Below are 23,703 nucleotides of genomic sequence, written 5' to 3' on the forward strand. Positions count from 1 at the left end.
ACATAAGCGTGCCTTTTTAATATTTTTCTTTGACACCGCCAAATTCTCCAATCACTGATTTTTTCTTCAATCTTTTTTCTCATGCCTTTTTACCTCACCATAATTCATAGCAATCCTTACTTGTTCGGCCGGTGGGATTTCCGGAAGTTCTGCAACTTCTTCCATGGCCTGCTCAAACGCTTTTTTTACAAACTCACACATTTCAAACGGATTCACTGTTACTATGTAGCCGTAGTTGCATGGGTCTAGGTTCTTCTTAAAGCTAATCATTCCAACCGGTACGTTATCAATGTAAAGATCATAAAAATAGCACTCTTTCACTGTAAACATACATGGTAAAAACATCATTGCTACTGCGTATTTCTTGAAAAATTCGCTACTTATATGGATTTCTCTTCCAGCAATGTGCGCGTTCTCATAAAAAAGCGGGTATTGTGTTTTTACTTCACGGCGGATGTCGTCCTCCATTGCGCTTGTGGTCCAGATATTAAACGGCTGGCCGAAGTAACGGCAAGACAATTCTTCCACAAAGTGTTTCATTCTTTGATAAAAATATCTATTCTGCATTGTCCTGTCCTCCGTATCCCACGTTTCCTGCTATCTTGTCCACATCGTCGCGGGCTTTCTTGCTGTTCTGGTAGTCCTCGAACCTTTCCAGGTCCATTTCCTGCCGTTCCGGATTGTATGTAATGTGCAAAAATGTATCGCACCCCAGGCACCTGCCTACGCCGGTATTGATTCCCATCTCCATTGCCAGGCTTTTGCAGATCCAGTTTTCTTTCCCACACACCGGGCAAATTCCTTTATACCTCTGTCTTGTGTCCTTTGGTTCATGGCTTTCTGTGTCCTGTGCCATGCGATCAATAATTTCTCCCATGCTCAACTGCTGCTCCTTTCCGGCTCTCTCCATGCTCCTGAAGCTTCTCCGCACCACACACGGCGCCCCTCTGCTGTTTCCATGGTTATAAGCCCATCACGGAATCGGTACCCGTTTACAACCTTGCCGCGGGTCCATTTCCCATCTATAAACATTTCAATTTCTGCGCCCTCAGTATAATAAAACGGCTCTTTCATCCGGCTCCTTTCCCAGGCAGCTTGCGCTGCCTGTGTCTTATTGTGTGATATATTTTGGATTTTAGAATAGCACCCTATCTGTATTCTTTGCCGGTTCCTTTGTCTCTCAGTGTGATCCGGCCTACAACCTCAAAACCAGCAAGCTCAGCTGTCTGCTTCATTACCGGTATAAGATCGTTTATTTTTGCCATGCGTTCAGCTTCTCGCTGTTTTTCTTCCCTGCGCATGTTCCCCCAGGCTCCTCCGAATGTTGGATCTGGATAGCCCTCTGCGTTTCTGCTCACTTTTTCGCCCATTTTTATACCCTCTCTACGGTCTGCGTAATACTAATGTCATTTCACTATTTTGATACGTCGCTTCACTTGCGGGTGTATGTATCTCTCGTAACTTAATGTGGATTATTTTCGTATCGTGCTTTATTTCCCAAAAAGGGTTTATTGTTCCCTTTTGTTTCGTCAATGGCATTTCTGAATATTCCATAAAAGCATCCTCCACAATAAAAAGTCTTAGCCCTACGGATATTGCTGGCCTTGTTTTTTCCGTTCTGAACAACTCACAAATAGTCTCTTCCGGCATATTCATAAGCATCAGCAACGGTATTATAACGTCTTTTGATTCTTGACTTTCTTCCATTACTCTTTTACCTCCACCAGGTTTATCTTTGTTTCTTCCACCAGCTTGTCCCGGAGACTCTTGATCATGTGTTCGCCTGCCTCAAATTCTTTCAACAGCTTCATGCAGCCATCATAATAATTTTCCAGGCGCTGCTTTCCCCATCCTTTCTGCTCATGCAGGTATGTCATGCCGAACAGGAGAAGCATGTCCAGAGTAGTCTCCGCTCGCTGCTTTTCCTTGCCTTTTTCAATCTCCTGTACTCTCCGGACAGCTTCATTGGCCGTTTTCTGTTTCAGTTCATAAATACGGTCCGGCGTCATGCGGATACTTTCTTTTCTCTCTTGTCGTTCCTTGGCTCTGCGTTCTTTTCTTCCCATAGCTGCCTCCTACTCTACCAGGTGGCTTACATCCTCAATATTCAGGATGTTTGCGTCGTGCAATACCAGGCTGTTGCCAATTTTCTCCGGAGTGCCGTAATACTCAACAATTTCTTTGCGGCTCCGATCATAGACCAGCACGTTTTTTGGTAATCTGCTCAGCTCCTCTACCTGCTTTTGCAGGCTCAGACACATCAGGCCTGCGCTGATCAGTGCAACGCTGATCACAATCGTCCAGACTGCTTTTAATATTCCCGCTGCCTTTTTTCTCATGCTTGCTGCTCCTTTCTGTTAGAGCCAGGCTTCCACAATTTGCAGGCTGTCCTGTTCTATCCGTTTTACGATCCGCATCCGCTCCGGCTTTGCCTCTCTTATGTCCTCTAATGTGTCCGCCAGGGCTATCAGGTGCGTACTTTTCTGGCCATCAAACAGGCGTGCCACAAAAAGACCCGGATAGTCTTTCGGATCCTCATACACGACTATCATAGGCGCCCCCTGTGGCATCACTGCCCGGATTAATCTCATGTTAAATTGTGTTATTACCTGGTCCTCTGTTCTCATTTTTCGTTTCTCCTCCTGCTATTTTGTCAATTATTTGCAGGTACTGGAGGCCATAAAAACCGCCTGTATCAACTTCCCAGTCTGGAAGCAAATCTTCTGCCTTTGCGCTGGCTGTTCCCGGTGTCTCCCAGGTCCACCCATACTGCTGCACAATGGCAATTTCTTTTTGCTTTGTTTTCTTGTGTCTCTCCCAACAATCGCGAGCTGCTTTCCAGAAGCTCCACGGCACCATAAAAAACCGATTCATGCCAAAACTTACGGCCACAAAAGCAAGTTGCCTGCCCTCTCCCTCCATCCATGCGTCTAAATACTCCGCCTGGTGGTCCTGGACGGCCGAGAAATCAATTCTAGCTCCCTGGGTGTGCTTTGCCTCGACCGCAACTGGAATGTCCCGGAAACGACCCAAATAATCCACACAACTCTTGCGATCTACCTTGCAGTTTGCAACTTGGCCATGCGCCCCGCGGAGCGGTATAAACTCCGTGGGGACCTTGTGCATGACTGCTATACCTTTGGCCTGGTATTTCTCATTTGCAAAATTGATAAAATCCTCAAATGGTTTGCCGCGGTTCGCCTTGCTGGCGTCCCTCCTGTATGTACCAGAATCCCATGCCATGGATCACGCCTCCTTTTCTGCGAAATCGTCCGGCATTGTGTCCAGGATTCTCTTTAATTTAAAAATTGTACCGTTGCCGATTCCATTGCCGGATCCGGTCTTTTTTTTCAGCTCCTGGAGGAATCGCTCAACCGCTGCTTTTCCTCCGGTGCTTTTGCCCTTAATGGCCTTTACTGCATTTTCTGCATTTTTTCTGGCCTCTGCTTCCGCTTTGTTGGCTTTTGCTTTGTACTTAGCGACCTCCGCCTCCAACTCTTCGATTTCTGCCTTATGTACGGCCTCCTGGTCTTTAGCTGGCCCCGCCTGTTCTTTCTGGTTATTCACATAATCAACCAGCTGCTGGTCTGTCATTTTACGGAGCTTAGTGGCTTCCCTGTGCGTTTCTCGCTCCTGCTGTGTCATTCTACAACTCTGTTTTTTCATGTTCTTTCTCCCTCTGGCTTTTTTCATAACATTTATCACACGCGAACCGGTTTCCTTTTCCGGATACGCTGATCACAATCGGTATTCTGTTCATGGCCAAATGCCGGCCACAAATGAAACAGGTTTTAAACCCCTGTGTGGGAATCCCCAGGCGTTCGCGCTGCTGTATAAATTCGCCCACGGTACAGTCAAACGCGTCCGGGAAAAATTCCACGTTGTATGTACGTTTTACTGTTACTGTCTTTGTGTATTCCATAACTCAGACCTCCCTTTTCCCTTTCGGGTGCTTCCGGCCAGTCTGGCCTTTTGGCCGCCTCTTGCATTTTCTTTTCTTATCCAGCGGGTAATATATGCTGCACCTGCAATTTATGTGTTCCGGTGGTTTTAGCCATTCCTCCGCCCGGTCCGGTTCATCCTCTGGCCGCTTTTTCTTGCTTCCTGCATCCAAAAGTAGCAACGCCCCGCATATGATCAGAACAGCCAGGGCGGCCAGTTCTAAAATAAAAATTATTGTTGTCAATAGTTCTTCCTCCTCAATGTCCGCTCCGCAACATGCAAAACAGCAGTTCTGTCATTGATCTGCGCCGCGGTCCTGGCCTGCACGGTAAAATAACCGCCAGTTTCCAGTTCTGCGTGTTGCTATCTAATGGGGTCGGATCCTCAAACTCCTCTGTTGCTTTTCGCCATTCCGGTATAGCAACCATTATGCCGAAATAGCTGGAAGATTCTGGGAAACACTCTTGCAAATGCTTGTGAAACTTGCTGCCTCTTAAATCTGGCAAAATGTCTTTGTAGCACTCCATTGTTGTTACAATATAGTTTTTCTCTCCCAGGAAGTTCAGCCCGTTCCCGCTGTAAACATCTTCCTTGCAGCTCTTTACCTCGTAACAGGTAAATATGCCTTTTTCTATTCCGGATATGGACATCTGGTCCCCTGGCGAAAACTGCATAAAATCAACCCGTTTCCCCTTTGCGCTCCACGGATCCACACTTACCTCACTGGCCCAGTGGTTTCCAAACTTGGAAAAATACTGGCCGATCAGTAGCTGGCCGAGAAACTTTGTTGTTTCTGCTCTGGTCATTCTCCTGCCCCCTGTCCTCTGCTCCGGATCCCGACGCTGCCATTGTACCCGGCTGCGCTCAGGTCCTTTTTCATTGCTTTAAACTCTTTTTCTACTACTGCGCCGGTCTTTGTGGTGGTTAGCATTACAACACCGTCAATCAGCTCAGCGTCTTTTCCCTGCTCTTTCAGGTATCTCACAGCCTCGATTTTGTTCATCTGCCACACCTCCTACCATTCAAGCGAATCAAAGTTTTTACTCAACTTTTCCTGCTGTCTGTCTAATTTTTCAAAGTTTTCCTGCTGCTGCATAAATTCTCGTAAACTTTTCGGTTTTTGTCCGGATGTGCTTTGTTCCATTTTTTTGAGCAGCCTGTCGCTTTTCTCTTCAAACAGTGCCACACATAAGTTTCTTGTCGCTCTTTCATTCAGACATTTCTTGCAAAAAAGCGCGTCCAGGATTTCCTCTTTGGTAAATGTCTTTACAAATTCCTCTGCTTTCAAACTCACACCACCCTCATGAATCTTTCCCTAATCCTGTCCGCCCATGCGTTACTATTAGTTCCTGCCTTTTCTTGCTTTTGTATTTTCTTGGCTTCTAGTCTTTGCATGACCTTGTATGTAATGTTCTCGCACTCCCATTTCTTGGTAATTTCATCTTTAAGTTTTTCCGCATTTTTGTTTTGTTCAAGGATTGCGTATTCATAATATTGGAGTCGTATAACAACCCCGTCCATTCCGACTGCGTCAATATATCCTGTCCCAATGTTGTGGAGATAGTCCCTGCTTATTTGTCCCTCTTCGTACATTTCTAAAAATCGTGGTTCTAAATATGTGTTTAACACAAGCATTGGGTTAAATTCATCATTCGGTGTTACAACATCCCCGCATTCCGCGTGCTTTTTATCTTGTGTTCTTGTAATAATTCTCGGAATGTATTCCGTTATTTCCCTATCTATCACTCTGCGCCTCCAATATCTTCCGGGATTCTGCCACCGCCTGGCGATCTACATCATTGTTGTGTTTGTTCTTGTCGTGGCCCTTTACCCATATAAACCGGATGCTTGCAAATTTCTGACGTTCCCTCATAAGTTTCCGCCATAGGTCTCGGTTTTTCTTCATGGCAAAACGCCCGTTCATGGTTTCCACCACATAGTTGCTATCTGAATACACCTCAACCGGTATCGTTTTATCAGTTATGCTTTTCATAGCTTCCAAAACCGCCTGCATTTCCATACGGTTGTTAGTTTCTCCTATCGCTCCGCCGGACTTCATGCGAGCCTGGCCTTTATACATCAGCTTGCAGGCCCAACCGCATCCGGAACCAGGGCGACCGTTGCTCAGGGCGGAGCCGTCGGTGTAAACGGTTATTTTATCGCTCATTCTTCTCCTTTTTCTCTGAATGTTTGTTCCCACTCTTCACTCAGTTTTTCCATAACTTCGTTTAAATCAATCCCCAGGGGGACTGTTATTTTCATGTCAACCATATATCCCGCCAGTCCTCTGCCTCGTTTCTCTTGGCAATACTTGTTTCTGCTTCGATAAACATAGCTTTGAAACGCTTCGTAAAATCTGACCGCCCGTTCCAGATCTTTTTCCTGCTGGGTGGCTTCTCGGTATTTCAAGTCAACCGCCAGATGTTTTGAATAACCATCAGTAAAAACGCTCTTATCAAGTTGTAAATAATACGGTTTTTCATATTCCATAGAGTTAATAAATTCCTCAAAAACTTCGCGTTTGGCATATTTTTCTCTTAACTCAATAATATTTACGCCATCTTTCATAGCTTCCAGTGCTTGATCACAATTAACTTTTTCCGTACATCTATACCGTTTCATTGTCCTCCACCTCTCCGACTCCGTCTGCATACTGTTCGAGCTCGTCTCTCATTCCCAGGCGCTGCACCGCGGCCACCAGGCCGTATGCCAGGCGTACCAGGTCAAACGGTTTCACGTTCAGCATTTCAACTGATAAATCGTCGCTGCCCTTTTCCAGGTCCACGCAACACCCGCTTTGAATTTCCTTTGTGCTGCCGTCGCTGTATCTCACTGTAATGCCGGTAATATCACGGCTCTTTTCTTCTCCCATGGCTCTCACTCCTTAATTTTCTCGTTGACCCATTCCATCAGGTCACACAACTTTTTCAGCAACCAGGTGTTGCTACGCTTTCTGTACTGTTCAATTTTCTTTCTGTTTTTCTCGTATTCTGTCACTTTTATGCCTCCCTAACATCCCACACGACCATGCCGGTGTTCTCAACGCTATGGTTCAGTATGTCCTCGTCATCCATAACGGCTGCTTTTTCTTCTGCTTCTTTCTTGCTGTCCGCTTCCACCTCGATCTTGTGAAACTCAGCAAACTCAACTTTATATTTCATTTCTGTGATTCCTCCGTTCCGTTCAGTAGCTCGTCAAGCCGCGGTATCAGCAAAATAACACTGCCACTTGCATGAAGCATTGTAGGGGCATTTACTACTCTATCCAGCAAATAACCATATATCAGTGCTGGTGTTGCGTCTTTTGTCTCATTTCGGAATTCTTCCCGCCGTGCTTCTGCTTCTCGGTAAATCCTTGTATGTCTGGAAAAATCTGCAATTTCCTTTACCAGCGTTTTTGCTTTCTGCGAAAAAATCACATTTTCTTTTCCCTCTTTGCCGTCATTTTCTTTCATTACATCCTCAAGCAATTCCACAACTGCTGCGTTCATTTCAATGGAATTGCTTATTCTGTTACTTCCTTGGCTCATGCTGCTCAATCCTTTCTTTTGCAATCTGGTAATATTCTGGATCCAGCTCTATCCCTACAAATTCCCGCCCAGTATTCATGCAGGCAACGCCGGTGCTTCCAGCTCCCATGCAGTTGTCCAGGACTGTCTCTCCTGGGTTCGTGTAGGTCTTGACCAGGTATTCCAGCAGGTCCACGGGCTTCTGTGTCGGGTGTAGGCGCTTGGTCTTGTCCCCGGTGCTGTATTGCAGCACATCCACCGGATACCGGTCCGTGGAGTCGTATGTATAGTTTCTTTCCTCCCGGCCATAACAGCTGCTGCCGTCCGATTCCCTGGTTCCGTATGCCGTCGCTGTCTTTCTCTGGTGCCCGTGCGTCATTTGCGGGTTATAGGTCGGCGGCTTCCGGTAAAATATTTCTATGTTTTCGTGGGTCCTCAGTGGCATTTTCTTGGCGTTCATAAATCCGCTGGGCTGTGTTTTTTTCCATATCCATTCATAGCGGTACATGGCCTTGTTGCTGCTGATCAGCTCCGTGGTAAAAGGTTGTGCGCTAAAAAGTACAATGGCGCCGTTTTCCTTTACCACTCGCCGGTACTGCTTCCATAACTCCTGCAGGTTGATCGGAGTGTCCCACCGGCAGCGTGTTGTGCCATACGGTAAATCACTCAGTACCATGTCAATACTGCCGTCCGGGATCCGGCTCATAAGTTCCATGCAATCGCCTTGCAATAATGTTGCTTTGCTCATTGTTCTCGGCTCCTAAACCAGTGTTTTTATATTCTGGCCTTTCTGTACTTTCAGCAGTACCTCTCTCATTTCTGCCTTGGACCATATCTGCTGATAAAGCATTGCCATTAACCCGTCAAACGTGTCATAGCCGTATTGCAAGTTATCCATCATTATTTCGTCAAATACTTCGTCATTCCCCCAAAACTCACGCGGCATACCCACGTTACGACTCTGGTATACTGCTCTTATTAGTTCCCTGGCTGGCATGTCCACGCTGTAATTTCTATACATTGCTTGTTTGCCTTTAACATAACAATCGTTATATGCCAGTTCACACATACCCATTTCTGCAACCGGCTTGTCTCTTAAATTGATTCCCATTATTTCGACCTCCAGCTCTCCCACGTCATATCAATCCCGACGCATGTTTCTTTCAGGCGGTCCAGGGTTTTCTCTGCGTTCCTGCTGTCTCCGCTCTCCGGAGTCATGCGCTGCACCAGCTCCGGGCCGCTGTAATTTGTCGTGATAATCGTCGGCATATAGCCCTCATACCTGGCGTTTATAATGGCAAATATCTTGCTCACGCCCCACTCAGTCAGCTGCTCGCTGCCTATGTCGTCAATGATCAGGAGTGGTACGTCCTCGTACTGGCTCAGGATGTATGCTTCGTCTACGTCGCTGCCAGCTGCCTTGTAGGTTTCCCGGATCCTGTCCAGCAGGTCGATCATGGTCATGCAGATGCAGGCCGTTCCCTGGCTGATCAGCTGGTTTGCAATAGCCGCTGCCAGGTGGGTTTTTCCGGTACCGTACCCACCGGCCATAAACAGACCGTTGCGCTCGATCTCCGGTGGCGTTACGTGGTTGCGGTCGTTCTTAACCGGGCGCATACGCTGGAAGTTGTCGGCGTACTTCTTTGCCTGTGTGTATGCCTGGCGGCGCCCCTGGGTGTCCTGTACAAAATTCTCAAAACGTCTGTTCTGGAATCTTGCTTTCATGCCGCTGCGTTCCATCATGCTGCGGAACCGTTGCATTTCTTCCTCCCTGGCTTTCTGCTCCGCCTCAGCTGCCTTGCGAGCCTCTTCCTTTGCGTCCCAGTCTTTCCAGAAGTCCTGCGCCTTGCTGCATGTACAGCGCTCCGGGCGGCTCTTCCACACGATCACATGTCGCGGCGCTACCGGGCTAACCAGGCCGTAATATTCCAGCTTTCTGCCACAATACTTGCAACTAGCTGTTTCCGGTACCGACTCCGGCACGCTGTACCCCTCTCTCAGGGCTTCCGTAGTGCTTATGCTGTACTTGTCCGGCTTAGTAGTCTCCGGCTGTGTGGAACCCTGCTGTATGGCTTCCTGCGGCATTGCTGCCATTGTTGCTGTGCTCATTTACGCTTACCTCCTCGCTTATATCCTCCCAGCGTCCTTGATTCAACCAGGTCAGCGGCATAGGCACATACCCGCGTTTCCAGTCGCTGCTCTGCTTGCACACCTCAACAGCGTGCAGTATATGTGCGGCCATGGCCTCGTCTGGCTTGATTGTTTTCCACTTCCGCCAACATGCCGGCTTGGCTCTCTTTCGCACTGCCGGAAAAGCGTCCCAAAACATGCAAAAGCTCTTTTCCAGGGCTGTCTTGGCCGTTTTCCAGTCAGGGCTTTGCTGCTGTTTCTTTGCTGGCTTTGTCTCTTCCTCGCTGTCAATGTCCTCTGGTTCCGGGGCGGTCGGCTGCTCAGCAACGACCGTATGGTTTTTAGAATCAGGAATCAGAGAATCAGGAATCAGAGAATCAGCCGGGCAACTTCTATGCTTTTCTGGTGCTTGCACTGTACTTGCACCGTGCTTGCATGGTGTTTTTGTGTTTTCCTGCTCTTTTTCGGTCTGATAAGTCCGGAGGTCTTGGCTGTTTCCAGCTGTTCCCGTGCGCCCTTTTACGTGGATTTCCGCCACAACGCCTAGGCCCATATCCTCGCCATCTGGTGCAGGTATTACACTCGCCTGCTCTTTGCAGTGTGGATTCTGGTGTTTCAAGAAGTTTGTTACCTGTATGTATTGCTCTCCTGCGATCTCGTATCGCTGTATAAATCCGTTGTCGTTCAGCTGCTGCAGCATGGTGTCAACATCATCTGCAGTCACATCATCATAGCCCAGCAGCTCCTTTTTTATCCGCTTAGGGCGGTCTTGCAGCCGCCCCTCACGGTCTGCCAGGCACCACAAGCCAATAAATAATAGGCGGGTTAATGCCGGCAGTTCTCCCAGGATTTCATTGTCGAAAAATCCCGGCTTAATGTTCCTTGCTCTTGCCATTGTTCAGACCTCCTTTAGCACAAGTACACTTCTTTGCCTGTCAGGGCCTGCACGCGCCGCTTGAAGTCTGCGGCCTGGCTGTTATCATTGCTTAGGTGTAACAGGTAAACCTGCTGCAACCTACTTAAATCAAACGATTCCAGCGTTTTTATAACTGTTTCAATACTCATGTGCGAGCCTATTGTTCTTTTGGCTCTGGCAGCATGTATGCGGCCCTCTTTTACGTTCTGCTCTATTGTCTCAGGGTCGTAATTGGCTTCCATCATTATGTGAGTCAAGCCTATAAAGGTGTATTTGATATAAACCGTATCAGTAAAATACAGCACCTTTTCCCCGGTCGCTGTGCTCCGGATCAGGAACCCCAGTGGCTCCGGTACGTCGTGCTCAACATCAAAGGGAAGTACCTCAAATGTACCTGCACGGAAGCTTTCCAGTGCTCGCACCGTGCAAATTCGGTGCCCGGTTAGGTTTGCCATGTCTGCAGTTCCCTGGCTGGTGTAAATGTTTACGCCCATTCTTGCCAGGGCTTTTGCTGCTTTTACATGATCCCCGTGGCCATGTGTCACAAGGCAGCCACTCAACTGCGACACTTTATAACCACATCCGGCCTGTATCTGTGCCAGCGGGATCCCCGCATCCAACAACAAACTGCTTTGCCCGTCGCTTATGTAATAGGCGTTGCCGCTGCTGCCGGATGCAATAGGGTTAATCAGCATTAAAACGTCGGTCCTGCTGCGCGGGTTGCTGTGCTACGCGCTGCCGTGGTGTTACGTGCAGGCTGTGGCTGCGCCTGCGGCTTTGCTGGGCTTCCGTATCAATAACAACCTGGTTGGCTTCCGCGTCGATCACTTCCTGGGTTTCCATCTGTGCCAGTCTGATCTCCTGCATACGCATGTACTCATAGGCGTCGTCAATCTTTTTCGGGTCCCTTGGCATGTTCTTGGCACTGTAAACCTCACGCTTTACGGTCTTGAGACACATTTCTTCAAACCAGCCCTCTGTTTCAACTTCCACTTTCTGGCCTTTCTCCCAGGCTGTTTTCTTACCTCCCCAAAACTCTCCGGAAGCCTTTTCCGGCTTACGTTTTAAAATATCTTTCAGGGTCATAATGATCAGCTTGTTCTTAGTCGGTTCCTCATACTCAATATAGCCAAATCCTCCAACGATCTGCCCGCGGTCAAATGCGTTGTTAATTTCAAAATCATAGCTTTCAATGCGGTTTTCACGGTTCTTTTTCAGTGGCTTAAAGGTGTCTGTGCTGTAAACCAGCTCTACAGTAACGGATACCGGCTTTTCCAGCGCGTACTTTTCAGCAATATACTGGATTCCGTTATATCCAGGCATCAGGTTGACCACGTACATCTTTGTGCCGGTTCTGGATAAGCGATTGTTATCTTTAAACGGGATAGCACTCAGGTGGTTGTCCTGCATCATGTCCAGGCCCATGCGAGCATAGTGCACAACATCCAGCGCCAGGGCGTTCAGGTCTACCGTGTTCCAGTTGATCGGATCCGGATTGTCCCACTTGTGATCCTTGTTATTTTCATTCTTGCTTACGCGCTTCTCCTCAGCCATCTTTAATGCTCTGTCAGTTGCGATAAAATATCCCTGGATCAGCTGTCTCTGGTAATCAGTTACCTGAATGTTTCCGGCCACATTGCTGCCGAACTCCTTTAAAACCTTGTTTGTAAATGCCTCGCTGTTGCTCAGGCTCTCCGTTTTCTGTACTGTCATTTCGTTTGCCATGTTCTACTCCTCCATATTCTTAAATAAATCGTCAAAGGTCATTTGTCCGGGTATTGGTTTCTTTTCATCTTCCTCAGCTTGTGCCTTTGCAGCGCACTGGCAACCATACCCTTTTTCTACTGCTTCCGCGCTGGTCAGGAGTCTGCCGCACCGCTTACACCTGCGGGCACGGATTGTAAAAATTTCGCCGTCCATTAGTTGCCTTTCGGTACTTTCGTCATAAACACAATGCTTTTCGTGTTCTTGCGGAAAGTATCTGCAATATTTCCTGCGCCAGGTACCGTTTTCTTGTAGGTGCTCGCCAGTTCTTCCAGTGCGGCAATGATCAGCGGCGCCTCGTCCGGATCCAGTGCTCCAACCTCTGTATTAAACAGGTTTGTCCAGTAATTCATGCCGTTAGTTAATTCCTTGTTAAACTCTCCAAAATCCTGCTTTTCTACGGCTTTCTTAAAACCATTCATTAAAAACTGCGGGTGTACTCTTGTCATGCTCACTTGTCTCCTCTCTCAAATCTCAGGGTCTTGTCTGGTTCGGATACCACCAGGCGGATAACCTGTGTCTGTGTCTGTGTCAGCTTTGTAACAGACTCTGCATTGTCCACAAAGACCGGAAGCTCTACGCCGTAATACTCGGCCAACGTGTCAATCAGTTCCAGACCTGCATTGATACGTGCTGCGTTGTTCGCGCTCTTAAATGGCACCAGGCCAGTTTTACAAGGTACCAGGGCCTCACAATCGTCTGCAATGCCGCCGTTCTGCTGTTCGATAAACAACCGGAAACGCAAGGTTTTAAAGCGGCTGTTGATTTTCTCGTCCAGGAGCTTTGTTTTCGCTTTTACAAACTGCTCGCAAAGGTAAATGCCTTTCTGAAGCTGCTCATATTTCGCTGCCAGTTCCTGCTCTTTCTTTTCCAGCTGGGTGATTCTCTCGTCCTGTTTCTTAACCATTGCCAGCTGTGCCTTTTTGCTCTGTTCAGCTTCCAGACTCTCGTCCAGTTCTTTCAGCTGTCCGCTCAGCACATTGTCTGCCTCAGCAGCTGCCGCTCTGGCATCTTTCAGTTTCTCCTGCAGGCTCTCAATCTGCTCTGTAAACTGTCTGTACTCGGCTGTGTCCTTATAGTCCGTTGTTGCAAGTACCGCTTTTTCAGCTGTTGCCAGGTTCTGCGCTGTTTCTGCTTTCTTCTCTTTCAGTTCCACCAGGCGAGCGTCCAGGGCTTCAATTTCGTCCTGCTCTTTCTTAATCATGCCGCTGCTGCACTCTGTCATGCCGCGCTTGTTAATTGTTTCCAGGTTCTGTGCCTTGGCTGTATTGAAGTTTTCCTTTGCTTCCTCAATTTGCTCTGCTGGAAGCTGCTGGCCGCATGTCGGGCAAATCTCCGATCCGGTCCATTCCTTTTCGTTTTCCTCATTCCACTCCGCCAGGAGCTGCTCTCTTCTGCGGTTCAGGCGCTGGATTTCGTTTTCATGCTCGCGCCTGTCCTGCTCGGTGTGCATGATATCCGTTTCAATGGTACTTGCCATATAGCGGAGGTTGCTGATCCGCTCGTAGGCTCCTTTGTTTGCCTCGGCTTCTGCTCTCGCATGTTTGGCCTCTCCGGCAGCTCTCTGGCTTTCCAGTTCTGCGATCTGCTGTCGGATGGTTGTTGTCGCTCCGGATTCTCTGGCAGCCCTCTGGCTTTCCAGTTCCCGGCGCTTCTCTTTAATCTCTGCCATGGTGTTGTCAATGGTCTGTGCATCCAGGCCCGTAACGTCCGGCTTTGCTTTCTCTGCCTCGTCAATACGCTGCGGGATGTCGTCCAGTTCTTTGTCTGTCAGGTTCTTTTCCTTTGCAGCAATGGCTCTGTATTCGTCCACGGTATAATAATTTTCTGCCTTTCCAGGCTTGCGGAGCATTTCCGGAAGTTCTCTCAACAGATCGCCCTGGCTCTCAATAACCTCATTAAAATCCGCATCCCCGCACACCTGTAACAGGATTTTGCGGCGGTCTGCTACTTTCATGTTTTCCAAAAAGTAGTTGTAAGAGGTCAGCATCTTTGCCAGTTCTTCATCATGGTAAATTTCCAGCAGATTCTTTTTAAACTGGGTTTCGCTTACCGGTACCCCGTCCATGCTGTAATCTGTTGTGTGTCCGGATAACACTGGCTGCGGGTTTCCTTTAATGGTCTTGTAAACTTCGTGGTAATCTTTTTTCAGTACCATTTCCGAACCGTCTGCCAGTTCCACGGTCATTTCCACGCTATGGTGCAGGTTATGGCTGCCGGTGGTTTTTGGTGTGTAGTTCTTTTCTGTGGTGCTCGGCTTGCCGTACATCAGCCAGGTAAAAGCGTTGTATACGGTGCTCTTACCGGTTCCGTTGTCGCCATAGATCGCGCTGCTTTCGCCCTGCGGGTCAATTTCCAGTTCTTTCACGCCCTGGAAGTTTTCCAGTCTCATTTTCAATATCTTCATGCCTTAGCTCCTTTCATGCTCTGCACGGTCGCTTTCATGGCCACCGCCATATTTTTCAGTTGTTCATGCAGCTTTTCAAATGTCTCCGGCTCAATGCCTGTGAAGCTGATCCCGTCGCCCTCGTACACATCCGTAACAAAAAGCACGTTCCCAACAATCCGCTGGCCATGCTGGTCAACTCCGTACAAATAGCTGCCGATCAGGTTTGCCTCATTGTCCTTGAGCAGTCCCTCCTCGTCGATCAACATGCTCACGCACTTGCTATTGCTTCTTTTTACGTGGTTGCTGTGTCCCAGCTCGTTGTACAGTCTTACCGGCATAACGTGCTCGATCATGTCGCACCCGTTCCCGATCAGCTCATACAATGCTCGATTTTGTTCTCTCATGTTTCCCTGTGGAAAATCATGTACAGTAACTTCTAAATCTGTGCTAACCTTAATAATTTTGCTCATTTACGATTCCTTTCTCTCATGCTATAATAAGCACAAGCGGTTATTTGATAACTGCGGGTTTCATGCCTCGGACGCTTTGGTCGGTGTCACCGGGGCATTTTCTTTGCACAATTCCATAAAAGCAAGGCTAAAAATTTCCCAGCTCAACGCTGCCTTTGCCTCCTGGATCAGCTGCTCTCTGTAATATGGTTTGCGGCGTTCTCCGTTCGCATCCCCGTATCTGCCTATTATGTACTGCAACTTTCTGTCTGCGCGTTCCTGCGCTTTCTGCTCAATACTCTCCTCCATTGTCCTCAATAGCTTCTGCCTCCTGTCTTGCTTCTCTCAGGCCAATTTCACGGCCCCATAAAAACATCATTGCCAGTGCTGGAAATACTAAAACCTCGCCGCCCAGGCCTCCGGTTCTGCTGTCCATCACTGCAAACACCATAAGCCCGATCTTTACCAGCGCGCCCCCGGTCAGGATCATTGCTCCCAGGTTAATGCCTGCCGCAATACATCTTTCCAGCTTTACGCGGCGCTTGATGGCTTCCTTTCTCGGTGCCAGCTTTTCCTCAACTACAAAGACCTCTGTTTCTCTGTGCATTACTGTCTTTCTTGTCATGTTGTTCCTCCTTATACGTCCAGCAGCGTTTTCTGCTCCGGTTCCTCGGCTTCTGTTCTCTGTGCTGCCTTTCCGATGATCGTCTTGGCTCTGTCCTTAAATGCCTCAATCTCTTCCAATGGTACGTTTACCGCTGTGACCATTCCCTGGCTTGTGTTGTCCGGGCTTACCACTGCAATATCCACAATGTCGCCAACCTCAACCGGTGCCGGTGTGTAAAATGTGTACTCTCTTCCGGATGGCTGTCCGGCTCTTAAATATTTGAGCTTAATTACGTTTGTTTTCTCCATCTTCCTTGCCTCCTGCTTTTCTGTATTTCATAAATGCCTGCCAGTCGTCGCTTAATACCAGCGCCGCGGCCTCGCATATAATGACATGTTTTACAAGTTCCAGGCTGTCCAGCTGTGCGTTTTCAGCTCCTGCAAATCCCTTTTTCTTTGTGTACCCGATCAGGGTATCAACTGCCTGCTTCAATGCTTCCGGGTTGCTTTCCTGGTGCTCTAAAAACTTCCATGTGTTATCTGCCATCAATACATCCTTTCTTCCAGGTATCTCCTGGATACTCGGCCGGCTGTTACAATCTTGCCTTTTGCTTCCAGCTCTTTATTTAGCTGTCGCATAATCTTGTATGCGTGGCTTTCTGATATATCCAGCATGGCTGCCACGTCTGCCACTCTCAAAAACTTAGGTGGTTCTTTTGTAGCTGCTGCCGTTCTTCCCATGCTCCTGCACCTCTTTTCTCAATCCGGATACCCTTTGCGGGCTTCAATCTTTTCTATGGCGGCCAGCATTTCATCAACCTTTTGCCGGGCTTCTGTAAACCGTCTTTTTATTTCCGGTACCATTTCAAGCTCCTCCGGTGTTATTACCCCGTCCTCAACGATCTCTGCAAATTCTGTGAGGGCGTCTTGCATGTCGTCCATGTGTCTCCTCATTCGGAGCACGCATCTTTCTGGCGGCATGTCGCTGATCTCTGCGATTCTGTCTTTTCCTAACGGGCACTCATTAGCACAATACCAGGCTCTCAATTCCGGCTCCGCGTATGCGTCAGCCATAAGTGCCACAACCGTGTTTGGGGTTTTTGTTATGTCCAGCTCGTACTTTTTCAGGCTGTCCTCTGTAACCCCTGGCAAGTAGTCAACAGCTCCGGCTCTCGTCAAGAGCTTTTCGTTGTACTTGGCCGCTTTCAGTCGTGCCTGGCAGTACCTGTTGCCCGCCGCTTTTGTTACTCGGCTTTGCATTTATTTTTTTCCTCCATGTGGCAAAATATAATTGTAAAATAACCTATCTTTCCATTTTGGAAGATTTTTCTTTAAAAAAAAGCACTTCGACCGGCAGTTTAAAAAAATCTGCCAGCGCCTTTGCTTCCTCTAAGGAAAATTTAAGGTCGCCGAGTTCCTTTTTACAGTAGCAAGCCTCCTGAACGCCTATAACGTCGGCACATTCCTTTAAACGGATACCGCGTTCGGTTCGTATCTTGCGTAAATCTTCGTACATCTGTTTCACTCCTTTCTTCCATTTTGGAAACTTTATGGTTATAATATATCTTCTGTTTTAGAAAATGTCAATAGATAATTTTCTATTTTAGAAAAAAATATTAATGTGGTTACTTTCCACGGTGGAAAGTGATATAATCCAACCAGAAAGGAGGGGTCTACTATCAATAACATCAAAGTATTACGACAAGAGCGCGGTTGGACTCAGGCTGAATTAGGTCAGCGCCTTAAAGTAAAAGATTCAGCAATTTCCAAATATGAAAACGGCTCCTTGCAGCTATCCGGCGATCTACTTGTTCAGCTGGCGGATATCTTTGGGGTTTCTACTGACTACATCTTAGGTCGCACAAAATACCGCACTTACGAGGGCACTTCCTTTGAGGTTCCAAAAATAATCGATCTGCTCAGTCGCGGGGATATGGAAATGATATCCAACTGGGCGGAACTCTCTCCGGAAAATCAAGCTCGTATTGCGGACTATGCCAAAATTCTGCAAAAAGCAGAAGCGGCAGACAAAAATAAAAAATAGGAGGTTTTTATGAAAAGCAAACATTTGTTTACCCCCCCCCATAAAATAACAGCACTTTTTCTGTCTGGTGTCCTTGTTCTCTCATGTTCTAGCTGCTCTGGCGTGCAATCTAGTTTAGCATCAGAAGCGCAACAGCAAACAGAAGTTCCTCATTCCTCCGCCGGTTCACAAGAAGATCTATCTGCAACAGAGCAAAATCTAGTATCTATTTCCTCTGGTTCTGTTTATGACTCTGTCACATCACTGGATCAGGATCTTACCTTGCAGGAATCTGATAGCTGCTTATATGTCACACGGGATATAGCTTCCAGCGAAAGCAATGCCGATATTCGTCGCTTTTTCTGGGACTTGCTGCATGTAGTTCAAATTTCTGACATATGGGATTCATATTCAAGCATGTCATTTACTTTTATGTCTGGCGACAATCTTGCAAACATTGGCATCTCTGGATTTTCTGGCTTAACCTCATTTAACGCCACCCATATAAATGTTATTCAGGATCAGGAGCTTTCTAAATTATTCGAACAGTTTTATACGGATATCCTTGGTGCTCGTGATTTATCAATAGTGCAAGAAAAAAAGCTGTACGAAATGGCTCAGGAATATGGTACACCCGGCTACACACTGCCTACTGAATACCGTGCCGGTTACTTGTGGACTATAGGTTGTTTTCCGTATGGCACTGGTTACACCGTGAACGACAGCGCAATATCTGTGCAAGTTCCTACGCAAGATACGCAAAAATGTGGGGCTTCTGCTGTTCAGGAATTAAACTCAGCATTGGACGTTTTTAATCAGCTATGCAATAACGATCCTTTGGCTATGCCATACGAAAAAGTTTCTGTTCAATACCTGGATTCTCAAAGTTCTACCACTTTATGGGACTGGTGCTCAGAAAAATCTGGTACTTCTTGGCAAACTACAAAAAATAGCTGCGGTAGCCCATCTTTTTACGGCGGGCTTAAATCATCTTCAAAATAACGGGGTACAAATCAAAAAACGGAATTGCTTACGGCCACCGGTCTGTTGCTCAGCAACGACCATATATGTTTTAGAATCAGGAATATGGAATCAGGATTCAGGATTCAGCCGGGCTTTTCTTGTACTTGCACAGTGCTTGCACTGTGTTTTAATTTCATTCATGGGAGGTTTGTATGGAAAATTTAGAAATGCTTACGGGCACCTTTCCGGTTGCTCCGGATCAGCTGGCGCATGATCTGGCCGTCGCAAAGCTCATTAAAAGCGGCGCTGTACCGGCCTCAGCTTCCGGCTATGCTTATTATGGTGCCTATATTAAATATTTACGGGAATTTGAAACGGTCATAGCCAACCGCATCCCGGAGGAGTCCGAAAATGTCAGTGGCTAAAGATCCCAAAACCGGCAAGTGGTACAGCAAATTCAGGTACACCAACTGGACCGGTAAAAGGGTACAAAAGAAAAAAACAGGCTTCCCAACAAAACGGGAGGCCCAGGAATGGGAGCGCGAATTTCTCACAAAGGCTGCTGCCTCCTGCGATATGTCGTTCGCGTCCCTGGTAGAGCTGTATATGGCGGATTGTAAAGCCAGGCTGCGTGCCACAACCTGGGAAAATAAGCAGCACCTCATTACAAAAAAACTGCTGCCCTATTTCGGCAGCACGCCAATAAACCAGATCACGCCGCTCATGATCCGCAACTGGCAAAGCGCGCTCATGGAGCTACGACAGCCAAATGGTAAACCGTACTCAAAGACATACCTCAAAACTATCAACAACCAGGTTGCTGCCATTCTTAACTATGCCGTCAAATACTACGGCCTCCCAGGCAGCCCGGCGGCGGTTGCTGGCAGCATGGGAAAATCAAAAGCGGATACAATGCTGTTCTGGACCGAGGACGAGTTCAAAACTTTCATTCAGGCCATAGACAAGCCAACGCCATACTGTGCTTTTAATGTCCTGTTTTATACCGGAATCCGGGAAGGGGAATTGTTGGCGCTCAGCCTGTCGGATTTTGACTTCTCAAACAAGGTGCTGCATATTACCAAAAACTTTGCAGTGGCCAATGGCCAGGAAGTCATTTACGAGCCAAAAACGCCAAAAAGCAAGCGCGATATTACTCTGCCGGATTTCCTCTGTGCTATTGTTCAGGACTATGCTGACAGGCTCCTGGACTACGACCCAGCAGATCGGCTGTTTCCGTTTACAAAAAGCTGGGTAAACTCTCAGCTGCGTGCAGGCTGCAAAAAATCCGGCGTCAAGAAAATTCGTGTGCATGATTTCCGCCACTCTCACGCCAGTCTGCTCATTCACATGGGCTTTCCTATCCTGGCCGTGTCGGAACGTCTTGGCCATGAAAAGGTGCAAACCACCCTGGAGCTGTATGGCCATCTGTACCCGGATGTGCATGGCAATGTGGCCCAACAGCTTCAGGACAGTGCTGCCGCTGATCTGTCTCCGGCAGCATGGCAAAATGCACAAAAAAGCCTATAATTTTGGAATGTGGTACACTTCTGGTACACTTGAACAAAATAAAAGCCCGGAATCCCAGTATTTACAAGGGTTTCCAGGCTTTTTGCAATTATTCAAACTCAATCGTTCCAGGCGGCTTACTTGTAAGATCGTAGAATACGCGGTTTACGCCCTTAACCTCATTAATAATGCGGTTCATCACCTTATTAAGTACTGCATAAGGAATCTCAGCAGACTCCGCAGTCATGAAGTCAATGGTCTTAACGGCGCGGAGCGCCACTGCATAATCGTATGTTCTGAAGTCTCCCATTACACCTACGCTTCGCATATTTGTAAGGGCTGCAAAGTACTGGTTCGGCATCCAGGACGGATCTTCTCCGTGTTCTTTTTTGTAGTCGGCGGCTGCATTGTCGACTTCTTCACGGTAGATGTAGTCTGCATCCTGTACGATGCGTACTTTTTCTTCGGTGACTTCACCGATGATACGGATTCCAAGTCCCGGGCCCGGGAATGGCTGACGGAATACCAGTCTTTCCGGAATTCCAAGCTCAAGGCCGGCTTTACGGACCTCATCTTTAAACAGGTCACGAAGCGGCTCAATGATTTCTTTGAAATCAACGAAATCCGGAAGGCCTCCTACGTTATGGTGGGATTTGATCACTGCGGATTCTCCGCCGAGACCGCTCTCTACAACGTCCGGATAAATGGTTCCCTGTGCAAGGAAATCTACAGCACCGATCTTCTTGGCTTCCTCCTCGAAGATACGGATAAATTCCTCACCGATGATCTTACGCTTCGCTTCAGGCTCTGTAACACCGGCAAGCTTGTCGTAATATCTCTGCTGTGCATTCACGCGGATAAAGTTCAGGTCAAACTGACCATTCGGTCCGAATACACCTTCAACCTCATCACCTTCATCCTTGCGAAGAAGACCATGATCTACAAATACGCAGGTAAGCTGCTTGCCAATCGCTCTGGAAAGAAGTCCTGCTGCTACGGAGGAATCTACACCACCTGACAGGGCAAGGAGAACTTTTCCATCACCGACTTTCTCGCGGATTTCTTTGATCGTGTGTTCAACAAAGGCATCCATCTTCCAGTCTCCGGCACATTCGCAGACACCAAGTACGAAGTTGGACAACATTGTCTTTCCTTCTACTGTGTGCAGTACTTCCGGATGGAACTGGATCGCATACAGTTTCTTCTCTTCGTTCTGTGCAGTTGCTACCGGACAGTCTGCAGTATGTGCAACGATCTCAAATCCCGGTGCAGTCTGGGAAATATAGTCTGTATGGCTCATCCAGCAGATTGTTTTGTCGGATACATTTTTGAAGATCCTGGAATCTTTCTTATCGATGAGAAGCTCTGTCTTACCGTATTCGCTGACATCTGCCTTCTCAACTTTTCCGCCAAGGACATGCATCATGAGCTGTGCTCCATAGCAAAGTCCAAGTACCGGAATACCAAGCTCAAATAATTCCTTCTGGTAAGTCGGTGAATCTGCCTCATAGCAGCTGTTTGGTCCGCCGGTAAGGATGATTCCCTTAGGATTCATCGCTTTAATCTTCTCAAGATCTGTCTTGTAAGAATAAATTTCGCAATATACATTACATTCTCTGACACGTCTTGCAACCAGCTGATTGTACTGACCGCCAAAATCAATGACAATAACTAATTCTCTTTTCAAGGCTTTCCTCCTGTTATTTATAACATCTTTAGAATCTGTTACTCATTATAAATGAGTACATGCACTTTTACAATGCTAATTTTATCTCCCGACGGACTTTTTATTTTCCGGAAAAATTTTTCACTGCTTTTTTTGCCTGCTCATCCCAGTAAGCGCAGTCATTTCTTCCAATTATCTCCGATGTAAACGGAGTACCGTCATTCTTCTTATAATGTCTGGTCGCCCGGAAAACATATTTCGCACCGACATAAACGATCGGTACGTTGAAAAATACGATCAGAATATTTCCAAGATCAGAAAATGCCCAGAGATTTCCAAGCTCCAGTCCTGCGATATTACAGAGAATACCAAATGCGGCAACAAAAAGACCGATACAGCGTACAAAATTAATACAGATCTTATCCTTGCGGATACGGTTGGCTGCGATTTCCGAAAAGCTGATCATTCCAAGCAGACAGGTAAATGCAAACAGGCAGAAACATAAGGTTACAAGAAATGTAACGATCCCGTTCATTGCAGTTCCCGGAGTCAGCACAGCAATGGACTCCGTATATTTGGGAAGTTTGTCAAGAGCCTGCCAGCTTTCCGCATCTGCTCCCGTCCAGCAATGTGCCATAACTACCACAAATCCGGTAAGTGTACAGATCACGATGGTATCAAGAAAAACTCCCAGAGAAGCGATCACGCCCTGCTCGCATGGATGCTTTGCGTCAGCTGCTGCCGCTGACATGGTGATCGTTCCCTGACCAGCTTCATTGGACATCAAACCTCGTTTTACGCCCTGTGCAAGAACTGTTCCAAAAACACCTCCAAAAAATGCATTCGGCTTAAAGGCTCCTGCAAACACGCTTCCGAAGAAATACGGAATACGGGTAAAATTCAATATGATAAGAAGTAACACTACTACCATATAGAGCACTGCCATCACCGGCACCATCATATCTGTCCATCTGGATACTTTTTTGATTCCGCCAAATGCGATAGCTGCTGTGAGAATTACGATCAGCGTACCTACTATATAATAGAAGGCTGATCCGCTTGGGATGGTTTTTCCGGTTACGATCTCTGCCATGCGTCCTACTGATGAAACAACGTTAAAGCCCTGTGCCGGCAGACAGCAAAGCGCATACAAAATATACAATACCGAAAGAAAAACACCGATCCATACCTTATTTCCAAGAAGCTTTCTCCCATAAAAAGGAAGACCTCCTACAAACTCATCGTCCTTCTTCTCCTTGAAAATCTGAGCAAGGACACCTTCCATGTATGCAACTGCCATCCCGAAAAACGCAGATATCCACATCCAGAACAGGGCCCCCGGGCCACCCACTGCAATAGCACCTGTTACGCCCAGGATATTTCCCGGGCCTACACGCATAGCTGAACTCAGAAAAAACGATGCAAGCGGCGAAATTCCTGTTTCCACAACACGTTTCTCCGTCATGGTCCTGATTCCTTTTTTAAAGTAAGTCACTTGCATAAAACCGATCCTGAAACTGAAAAAAATCCCGGACCCAAGAAGTAGTATGATCGCAAAGGATATATTTCCCAGAATCGGAATACTGCTGTACCAGTCAAAATTCGTGGGGAACTCCCACAGAAAATCAGACAGTGGACCGATAAAGCTGAACACTCCATTGATCGCCTCAAATACTCTCTCCATAGCCATCTCCTCCCTTTTCATCTGAATACCTCAGAATTGAACCATTTTTCCGGATATTACATTTTCCGCTGAATATAAAATATAGATATATTCATTTATACCCCTCAGAAAAATTTCCGCACCTGTTCATATAACATGTGTACCACATCCATACTCG

44 protein-coding genes are annotated in these 23,703 nt (G+C 47.2%); 4 read left to right on the plus strand and 40 right to left on the minus strand.

All coding sequences use genetic code 11. The features are described 5' to 3' along the window. Positions 1-66 precede the first annotated feature (66 nt). The 38 genes from DMI82_RS14330 to DMI82_RS14510 all read right to left on the minus strand — a co-directional run bounded on the left by DMI82_RS14330 (position 67) and on the right by DMI82_RS14510 (position 17,220). Positions 67-567, minus strand: coding sequence for a hypothetical protein (locus tag DMI82_RS14330; RefSeq protein WP_110103658.1), 501 nt, complete (start codon positions 565-567; stop codon positions 67-69). Next, positions 557-877: a hypothetical protein gene (locus DMI82_RS14335; RefSeq protein WP_110103659.1), complete on the minus strand. Its 321-nt coding sequence runs from the start codon at positions 875-877 to the stop codon at positions 557-559. Before DMI82_RS14335 ends, DMI82_RS14330 begins: the two co-directional genes overlap by 11 nt. 2 nt (positions 878-879) lie before the next feature. Then, positions 880-1,074 (minus strand): hypothetical protein, encoded by a 195-nt coding sequence (locus tag DMI82_RS14340; RefSeq protein ID WP_110103660.1) that lies wholly within the window; start codon positions 1,072-1,074, stop codon positions 880-882. 74 nt (positions 1,075-1,148) lie between these two features. Further along, the gene (locus DMI82_RS14345; RefSeq protein ID WP_110103661.1) at positions 1,149-1,370 is read right to left on the minus strand and encodes a hypothetical protein; all 222 of its coding nucleotides are present in this window, start codon (positions 1,368-1,370) and stop codon (positions 1,149-1,151) included. A gap of 13 nt (positions 1,371-1,383) precedes the next feature. Then, entirely contained in the window at positions 1,384-1,707 is a 324-nt protein-coding gene (locus DMI82_RS14350; RefSeq protein WP_110103662.1) for a hypothetical protein, read from the minus strand. Continuing rightward, positions 1,707-2,066, minus strand: a complete 360-nt coding sequence (locus DMI82_RS14355) for a hypothetical protein (RefSeq protein WP_110103663.1) — start codon at positions 2,064-2,066, stop codon at positions 1,707-1,709. The genes DMI82_RS14350 and DMI82_RS14355 overlap by 1 nt, the downstream gene beginning before the upstream one ends. Positions 2,067-2,075: 9 nt before the next feature. Further along, positions 2,076-2,339, minus strand: a complete 264-nt coding sequence (locus DMI82_RS14360; RefSeq protein ID WP_110103664.1) for a hypothetical protein — start codon at positions 2,337-2,339, stop codon at positions 2,076-2,078. 18 nt (positions 2,340-2,357) lie between these two features. Beyond that, positions 2,358-2,627 (minus strand): hypothetical protein, encoded by a 270-nt coding sequence (locus tag DMI82_RS14365; RefSeq protein WP_110103665.1) that lies wholly within the window; start codon positions 2,625-2,627, stop codon positions 2,358-2,360. Next, positions 2,593-3,243, minus strand: a complete 651-nt coding sequence (locus DMI82_RS14370) for a Holliday junction resolvase RecU (RefSeq protein WP_110103666.1) — start codon at positions 3,241-3,243, stop codon at positions 2,593-2,595. The genes DMI82_RS14365 and DMI82_RS14370 overlap by 35 nt, the downstream gene beginning before the upstream one ends. A gap of 3 nt (positions 3,244-3,246) precedes the next feature. Continuing rightward, positions 3,247-3,666, minus strand: coding sequence for a hypothetical protein (locus DMI82_RS14375; protein WP_118629643.1), 420 nt, complete (start codon positions 3,664-3,666; stop codon positions 3,247-3,249). Beyond that, the gene (locus tag DMI82_RS14380) at positions 3,647-3,922 is read right to left on the minus strand and encodes a hypothetical protein (RefSeq protein WP_110103668.1); all 276 of its coding nucleotides are present in this window, start codon (positions 3,920-3,922) and stop codon (positions 3,647-3,649) included. Before DMI82_RS14380 ends, DMI82_RS14375 begins: the two co-directional genes overlap by 20 nt. A 3-nt stretch (positions 3,923-3,925) precedes the next feature. Further along, entirely contained in the window at positions 3,926-4,186 is a 261-nt protein-coding gene (locus tag DMI82_RS14385; protein WP_110103669.1) for a hypothetical protein, read from the minus strand. A gap of 13 nt (positions 4,187-4,199) precedes the next feature. Then, a complete protein-coding gene (locus tag DMI82_RS14390) occupies positions 4,200-4,748 on the minus strand; it encodes a hypothetical protein (protein ID WP_110103670.1) in 549 nt (182 codons plus the stop codon). Beyond that, complete coding sequence (locus DMI82_RS14395; protein ID WP_110103671.1) at positions 4,745-4,945, minus strand: hypothetical protein; 201 nt, start codon at positions 4,943-4,945, stop codon at positions 4,745-4,747. The genes DMI82_RS14390 and DMI82_RS14395 overlap by 4 nt, the downstream gene beginning before the upstream one ends. A gap of 12 nt (positions 4,946-4,957) precedes the next feature. After that, a complete protein-coding gene (locus DMI82_RS19845; RefSeq protein ID WP_158526477.1) occupies positions 4,958-5,128 on the minus strand; it encodes a hypothetical protein in 171 nt (56 codons plus the stop codon). 104 nt (positions 5,129-5,232) lie between these two features. Then, complete coding sequence (locus DMI82_RS14405; protein ID WP_110103673.1) at positions 5,233-5,688, minus strand: hypothetical protein; 456 nt, start codon at positions 5,686-5,688, stop codon at positions 5,233-5,235. Then, complete coding sequence (locus DMI82_RS14410) at positions 5,678-6,109, minus strand: ribonuclease H family protein (RefSeq protein WP_110103674.1); 432 nt, start codon at positions 6,107-6,109, stop codon at positions 5,678-5,680. The genes DMI82_RS14405 and DMI82_RS14410 overlap by 11 nt, the downstream gene beginning before the upstream one ends. Continuing rightward, positions 6,106-6,564, minus strand: a complete 459-nt coding sequence (locus DMI82_RS14415; RefSeq protein ID WP_110103675.1) for a hypothetical protein — start codon at positions 6,562-6,564, stop codon at positions 6,106-6,108. The genes DMI82_RS14410 and DMI82_RS14415 overlap by 4 nt, the downstream gene beginning before the upstream one ends. Continuing rightward, positions 6,551-6,814, minus strand: coding sequence for a hypothetical protein (locus tag DMI82_RS14420; RefSeq protein WP_110103676.1), 264 nt, complete (start codon positions 6,812-6,814; stop codon positions 6,551-6,553). The genes DMI82_RS14415 and DMI82_RS14420 overlap by 14 nt, the downstream gene beginning before the upstream one ends. A gap of 127 nt (positions 6,815-6,941) precedes the next feature. Then, positions 6,942-7,103: a hypothetical protein gene (locus DMI82_RS19850; RefSeq protein WP_158526478.1), complete on the minus strand. Its 162-nt coding sequence runs from the start codon at positions 7,101-7,103 to the stop codon at positions 6,942-6,944. Next, on the minus strand, positions 7,100-7,471 hold the full coding sequence (locus tag DMI82_RS14425) for a hypothetical protein (protein ID WP_118629646.1): 372 nt from the start codon (positions 7,469-7,471) through the stop codon (positions 7,100-7,102). The genes DMI82_RS19850 and DMI82_RS14425 overlap by 4 nt, the downstream gene beginning before the upstream one ends. Then, positions 7,455-8,198 carry a DNA-methyltransferase gene (locus DMI82_RS14430; protein WP_110103678.1) on the minus strand — a complete coding sequence of 248 codons (744 nt, stop codon included), beginning with the start codon at positions 8,196-8,198 and terminating at the stop codon, positions 7,455-7,457. The genes DMI82_RS14425 and DMI82_RS14430 overlap by 17 nt, the downstream gene beginning before the upstream one ends. Before the next feature lie 12 nt (positions 8,199-8,210). Next, a complete protein-coding gene (locus tag DMI82_RS14435) occupies positions 8,211-8,561 on the minus strand; it encodes a hypothetical protein (protein ID WP_110103679.1) in 351 nt (116 codons plus the stop codon). Further along, the gene (locus tag DMI82_RS14440; protein ID WP_110103680.1) at positions 8,561-9,559 is read right to left on the minus strand and encodes an ATP-binding protein; all 999 of its coding nucleotides are present in this window, start codon (positions 9,557-9,559) and stop codon (positions 8,561-8,563) included. Before DMI82_RS14440 ends, DMI82_RS14435 begins: the two co-directional genes overlap by 1 nt. Then, positions 9,486-10,475: a hypothetical protein gene (locus tag DMI82_RS14445; RefSeq protein WP_110103681.1), complete on the minus strand. Its 990-nt coding sequence runs from the start codon at positions 10,473-10,475 to the stop codon at positions 9,486-9,488. Before DMI82_RS14445 ends, DMI82_RS14440 begins: the two co-directional genes overlap by 74 nt. 14 nt (positions 10,476-10,489) lie before the next feature. After that, a complete protein-coding gene (locus tag DMI82_RS14450; protein WP_110103682.1) occupies positions 10,490-11,191 on the minus strand; it encodes an MBL fold metallo-hydrolase in 702 nt (233 codons plus the stop codon). Continuing rightward, complete coding sequence (locus DMI82_RS14455) at positions 11,181-12,221, minus strand: recombinase RecT (RefSeq protein WP_110103683.1); 1,041 nt, start codon at positions 12,219-12,221, stop codon at positions 11,181-11,183. Before DMI82_RS14455 ends, DMI82_RS14450 begins: the two co-directional genes overlap by 11 nt. Positions 12,222-12,224: 3 nt before the next feature. Beyond that, positions 12,225-12,416, minus strand: coding sequence for a DUF6011 domain-containing protein (locus tag DMI82_RS14460; RefSeq protein ID WP_015525409.1), 192 nt, complete (start codon positions 12,414-12,416; stop codon positions 12,225-12,227). Then, positions 12,416-12,709: a hypothetical protein gene (locus DMI82_RS14465; RefSeq protein WP_110103684.1), complete on the minus strand. Its 294-nt coding sequence runs from the start codon at positions 12,707-12,709 to the stop codon at positions 12,416-12,418. The genes DMI82_RS14460 and DMI82_RS14465 overlap by 1 nt, the downstream gene beginning before the upstream one ends. A gap of 2 nt (positions 12,710-12,711) precedes the next feature. Then, the gene (locus tag DMI82_RS14470) at positions 12,712-14,667 is read right to left on the minus strand and encodes an AAA family ATPase (RefSeq protein WP_110103685.1); all 1,956 of its coding nucleotides are present in this window, start codon (positions 14,665-14,667) and stop codon (positions 12,712-12,714) included. Continuing rightward, the gene (locus DMI82_RS14475) at positions 14,664-15,119 is read right to left on the minus strand and encodes a hypothetical protein (protein ID WP_242981843.1); all 456 of its coding nucleotides are present in this window, start codon (positions 15,117-15,119) and stop codon (positions 14,664-14,666) included. Before DMI82_RS14475 ends, DMI82_RS14470 begins: the two co-directional genes overlap by 4 nt. A 60-nt stretch (positions 15,120-15,179) precedes the next feature. Further along, on the minus strand, positions 15,180-15,416 hold the full coding sequence (locus tag DMI82_RS14480; RefSeq protein WP_146207164.1) for a hypothetical protein: 237 nt from the start codon (positions 15,414-15,416) through the stop codon (positions 15,180-15,182). Next, entirely contained in the window at positions 15,391-15,723 is a 333-nt protein-coding gene (locus DMI82_RS14485) for a hypothetical protein (RefSeq protein ID WP_110103687.1), read from the minus strand. Before DMI82_RS14485 ends, DMI82_RS14480 begins: the two co-directional genes overlap by 26 nt. A gap of 11 nt (positions 15,724-15,734) precedes the next feature. Beyond that, a complete protein-coding gene (locus tag DMI82_RS14490; protein WP_110103688.1) occupies positions 15,735-16,013 on the minus strand; it encodes a hypothetical protein in 279 nt (92 codons plus the stop codon). Continuing rightward, positions 15,991-16,251, minus strand: coding sequence for a hypothetical protein (locus DMI82_RS20350; RefSeq protein WP_242981844.1), 261 nt, complete (start codon positions 16,249-16,251; stop codon positions 15,991-15,993). The genes DMI82_RS14490 and DMI82_RS20350 overlap by 23 nt, the downstream gene beginning before the upstream one ends. Continuing rightward, positions 16,251-16,445: a hypothetical protein gene (locus DMI82_RS14500; RefSeq protein WP_015525402.1), complete on the minus strand. Its 195-nt coding sequence runs from the start codon at positions 16,443-16,445 to the stop codon at positions 16,251-16,253. Before DMI82_RS14500 ends, DMI82_RS20350 begins: the two co-directional genes overlap by 1 nt. An 18-nt stretch (positions 16,446-16,463) precedes the next feature. Next, a complete protein-coding gene (locus DMI82_RS14505) occupies positions 16,464-16,964 on the minus strand; it encodes a hypothetical protein (protein WP_110103690.1) in 501 nt (166 codons plus the stop codon). 43 nt (positions 16,965-17,007) lie between these two features. Next, on the minus strand, positions 17,008-17,220 hold the full coding sequence (locus tag DMI82_RS14510) for a helix-turn-helix transcriptional regulator (RefSeq protein WP_015525400.1): 213 nt from the start codon (positions 17,218-17,220) through the stop codon (positions 17,008-17,010). Positions 17,221-17,391: 171 nt separating this feature from the next. On the opposite strand from DMI82_RS14510, the gene DMI82_RS14515 reads away from it, so the two are divergent. From DMI82_RS14515 to DMI82_RS14530, 4 genes are all read left to right on the plus strand, one after another. Next, a complete protein-coding gene (locus DMI82_RS14515; RefSeq protein WP_227094074.1) occupies positions 17,392-17,748 on the plus strand; it encodes a helix-turn-helix domain-containing protein in 357 nt (118 codons plus the stop codon). A gap of 9 nt (positions 17,749-17,757) precedes the next feature. Continuing rightward, on the plus strand, positions 17,758-18,729 hold the full coding sequence (locus tag DMI82_RS14520) for a hypothetical protein (RefSeq protein ID WP_110103692.1): 972 nt from the start codon (positions 17,758-17,760) through the stop codon (positions 18,727-18,729). Positions 18,730-18,902: 173 nt separating this feature from the next. Beyond that, complete coding sequence (locus DMI82_RS14525) at positions 18,903-19,115, plus strand: hypothetical protein (RefSeq protein ID WP_110103693.1); 213 nt, start codon at positions 18,903-18,905, stop codon at positions 19,113-19,115. Beyond that, positions 19,102-20,217: a site-specific integrase gene (locus DMI82_RS14530; protein ID WP_110103694.1), complete on the plus strand. Its 1,116-nt coding sequence runs from the start codon at positions 19,102-19,104 to the stop codon at positions 20,215-20,217. The genes DMI82_RS14525 and DMI82_RS14530 overlap by 14 nt, the downstream gene beginning before the upstream one ends. A gap of 88 nt (positions 20,218-20,305) precedes the next feature. Here the strand turns inward: DMI82_RS14530 and guaA are convergent, their stop codons facing one another. Continuing rightward, a complete protein-coding gene (gene guaA, locus DMI82_RS14535) occupies positions 20,306-21,883 on the minus strand; it encodes a glutamine-hydrolyzing GMP synthase (protein ID WP_110103695.1) in 1,578 nt (525 codons plus the stop codon). A gap of 100 nt (positions 21,884-21,983) precedes the next feature. Further along, entirely contained in the window at positions 21,984-23,546 is a 1,563-nt protein-coding gene (locus DMI82_RS14540) for an alanine/glycine:cation symporter family protein (protein WP_110103696.1), read from the minus strand. Positions 23,547-23,703 lie beyond the last annotated feature (157 nt).

The organism is Blautia sp. BCRC 81119 (genome assembly GCF_003184505.1).
Taxonomy (GTDB): domain Bacteria; phylum Bacillota; class Clostridia; order Lachnospirales; family Lachnospiraceae; genus Blautia_A; species Blautia_A fusiformis.

Excerpts from the sequence above, each read along its gene's own strand:
- DMI82_RS14345 (WP_110103661.1), bottom strand. The coding sequence starts at position 1,370 with ATGGGCGAAAAAGTGAGCAGAAACGCAGAGGGCTATCCAGATCCAACA.
- DMI82_RS14355 (WP_110103663.1), bottom strand. The coding sequence starts at position 2,066 with ATGGGAAGAAAAGAACGCAGAGCCAAGGAACGACAAGAGAGAAAAGAA.
- DMI82_RS14350 (WP_110103662.1), bottom strand. The coding sequence starts at position 1,707 with ATGGAAGAAAGTCAAGAATCAAAAGACGTTATAATACCGTTGCTGATG.
- DMI82_RS14460 (WP_015525409.1), bottom strand. The coding sequence starts at position 12,416 with ATGGACGGCGAAATTTTTACAATCCGTGCCCGCAGGTGTAAGCGGTGC.
- DMI82_RS14340 (WP_110103660.1), bottom strand. The coding sequence starts at position 1,074 with ATGAAAGAGCCGTTTTATTATACTGAGGGCGCAGAAATTGAAATGTTT.
- DMI82_RS14485 (WP_110103687.1), bottom strand. The coding sequence starts at position 15,723 with ATGACAAGAAAGACAGTAATGCACAGAGAAACAGAGGTCTTTGTAGTT.
- DMI82_RS14520 (WP_110103692.1), top strand. The coding sequence starts at position 17,758 with ATGAAAAGCAAACATTTGTTTACCCCCCCCCATAAAATAACAGCACTT.
- DMI82_RS14525 (WP_110103693.1), top strand. The coding sequence starts at position 18,903 with ATGGAAAATTTAGAAATGCTTACGGGCACCTTTCCGGTTGCTCCGGAT.
- DMI82_RS14470 (WP_110103685.1), bottom strand. The coding sequence starts at position 14,667 with ATGAAGATATTGAAAATGAGACTGGAAAACTTCCAGGGCGTGAAAGAA.
- DMI82_RS14430 (WP_110103678.1), bottom strand. The coding sequence starts at position 8,198 with ATGAGCAAAGCAACATTATTGCAAGGCGATTGCATGGAACTTATGAGC.
- DMI82_RS14370 (WP_110103666.1), bottom strand. The coding sequence starts at position 3,243 with ATGGCATGGGATTCTGGTACATACAGGAGGGACGCCAGCAAGGCGAAC.
- DMI82_RS14440 (WP_110103680.1), bottom strand. The coding sequence starts at position 9,559 with ATGAGCACAGCAACAATGGCAGCAATGCCGCAGGAAGCCATACAGCAG.
- DMI82_RS14330 (WP_110103658.1), bottom strand. The coding sequence starts at position 567 with ATGCAGAATAGATATTTTTATCAAAGAATGAAACACTTTGTGGAAGAA.
- DMI82_RS14505 (WP_110103690.1), bottom strand. The coding sequence starts at position 16,964 with ATGCAAAGCCGAGTAACAAAAGCGGCGGGCAACAGGTACTGCCAGGCA.
- DMI82_RS14445 (WP_110103681.1), bottom strand. The coding sequence starts at position 10,475 with ATGGCAAGAGCAAGGAACATTAAGCCGGGATTTTTCGACAATGAAATC.
- DMI82_RS14360 (WP_110103664.1), bottom strand. The coding sequence starts at position 2,339 with ATGAGAAAAAAGGCAGCGGGAATATTAAAAGCAGTCTGGACGATTGTG.
- DMI82_RS14420 (WP_110103676.1), bottom strand. The coding sequence starts at position 6,814 with ATGGGAGAAGAAAAGAGCCGTGATATTACCGGCATTACAGTGAGATAC.
- DMI82_RS20350 (WP_242981844.1), bottom strand. The coding sequence starts at position 16,251 with ATGGCAGATAACACATGGAAGTTTTTAGAGCACCAGGAAAGCAACCCG.
- DMI82_RS14490 (WP_110103688.1), bottom strand. The coding sequence starts at position 16,013 with ATGGAGAAAACAAACGTAATTAAGCTCAAATATTTAAGAGCCGGACAG.
- DMI82_RS14455 (WP_110103683.1), bottom strand. The coding sequence starts at position 12,221 with ATGGCAAACGAAATGACAGTACAGAAAACGGAGAGCCTGAGCAACAGC.
- DMI82_RS14365 (WP_110103665.1), bottom strand. The coding sequence starts at position 2,627 with ATGAGAACAGAGGACCAGGTAATAACACAATTTAACATGAGATTAATC.
- DMI82_RS14425 (WP_118629646.1), bottom strand. The coding sequence starts at position 7,471 with ATGAGCCAAGGAAGTAACAGAATAAGCAATTCCATTGAAATGAACGCA.
- DMI82_RS14475 (WP_242981843.1), bottom strand. The coding sequence starts at position 15,119 with ATGAGCAAAATTATTAAGGTTAGCACAGATTTAGAAGTTACTGTACAT.
- DMI82_RS14390 (WP_110103670.1), bottom strand. The coding sequence starts at position 4,748 with ATGACCAGAGCAGAAACAACAAAGTTTCTCGGCCAGCTACTGATCGGC.
- DMI82_RS14410 (WP_110103674.1), bottom strand. The coding sequence starts at position 6,109 with ATGAGCGATAAAATAACCGTTTACACCGACGGCTCCGCCCTGAGCAAC.
- DMI82_RS14335 (WP_110103659.1), bottom strand. The coding sequence starts at position 877 with ATGGGAGAAATTATTGATCGCATGGCACAGGACACAGAAAGCCATGAA.
- DMI82_RS14380 (WP_110103668.1), bottom strand. The coding sequence starts at position 3,922 with ATGGAATACACAAAGACAGTAACAGTAAAACGTACATACAACGTGGAA.
- DMI82_RS14395 (WP_110103671.1), bottom strand. The coding sequence starts at position 4,945 with ATGAACAAAATCGAGGCTGTGAGATACCTGAAAGAGCAGGGAAAAGAC.
- DMI82_RS14375 (WP_118629643.1), bottom strand. The coding sequence starts at position 3,666 with ATGAAAAAACAGAGTTGTAGAATGACACAGCAGGAGCGAGAAACGCAC.
- DMI82_RS14510 (WP_015525400.1), bottom strand. The coding sequence starts at position 17,220 with ATGTACGAAGATTTACGCAAGATACGAACCGAACGCGGTATCCGTTTA.
- DMI82_RS14435 (WP_110103679.1), bottom strand. The coding sequence starts at position 8,561 with ATGGGAATCAATTTAAGAGACAAGCCGGTTGCAGAAATGGGTATGTGT.
- DMI82_RS14530 (WP_110103694.1), top strand. The coding sequence starts at position 19,102 with ATGTCAGTGGCTAAAGATCCCAAAACCGGCAAGTGGTACAGCAAATTC.
- DMI82_RS19850 (WP_158526478.1), bottom strand. The coding sequence starts at position 7,103 with ATGAAATATAAAGTTGAGTTTGCTGAGTTTCACAAGATCGAGGTGGAA.
- DMI82_RS14500 (WP_015525402.1), bottom strand. The coding sequence starts at position 16,445 with ATGGGAAGAACGGCAGCAGCTACAAAAGAACCACCTAAGTTTTTGAGA.
- DMI82_RS14540 (WP_110103696.1), bottom strand. The coding sequence starts at position 23,546 with ATGGAGAGAGTATTTGAGGCGATCAATGGAGTGTTCAGCTTTATCGGT.
- DMI82_RS14465 (WP_110103684.1), bottom strand. The coding sequence starts at position 12,709 with ATGACAAGAGTACACCCGCAGTTTTTAATGAATGGTTTTAAGAAAGCC.
- DMI82_RS14415 (WP_110103675.1), bottom strand. The coding sequence starts at position 6,564 with ATGAAACGGTATAGATGTACGGAAAAAGTTAATTGTGATCAAGCACTG.
- DMI82_RS14450 (WP_110103682.1), bottom strand. The coding sequence starts at position 11,191 with ATGCTGATTAACCCTATTGCATCCGGCAGCAGCGGCAACGCCTATTAC.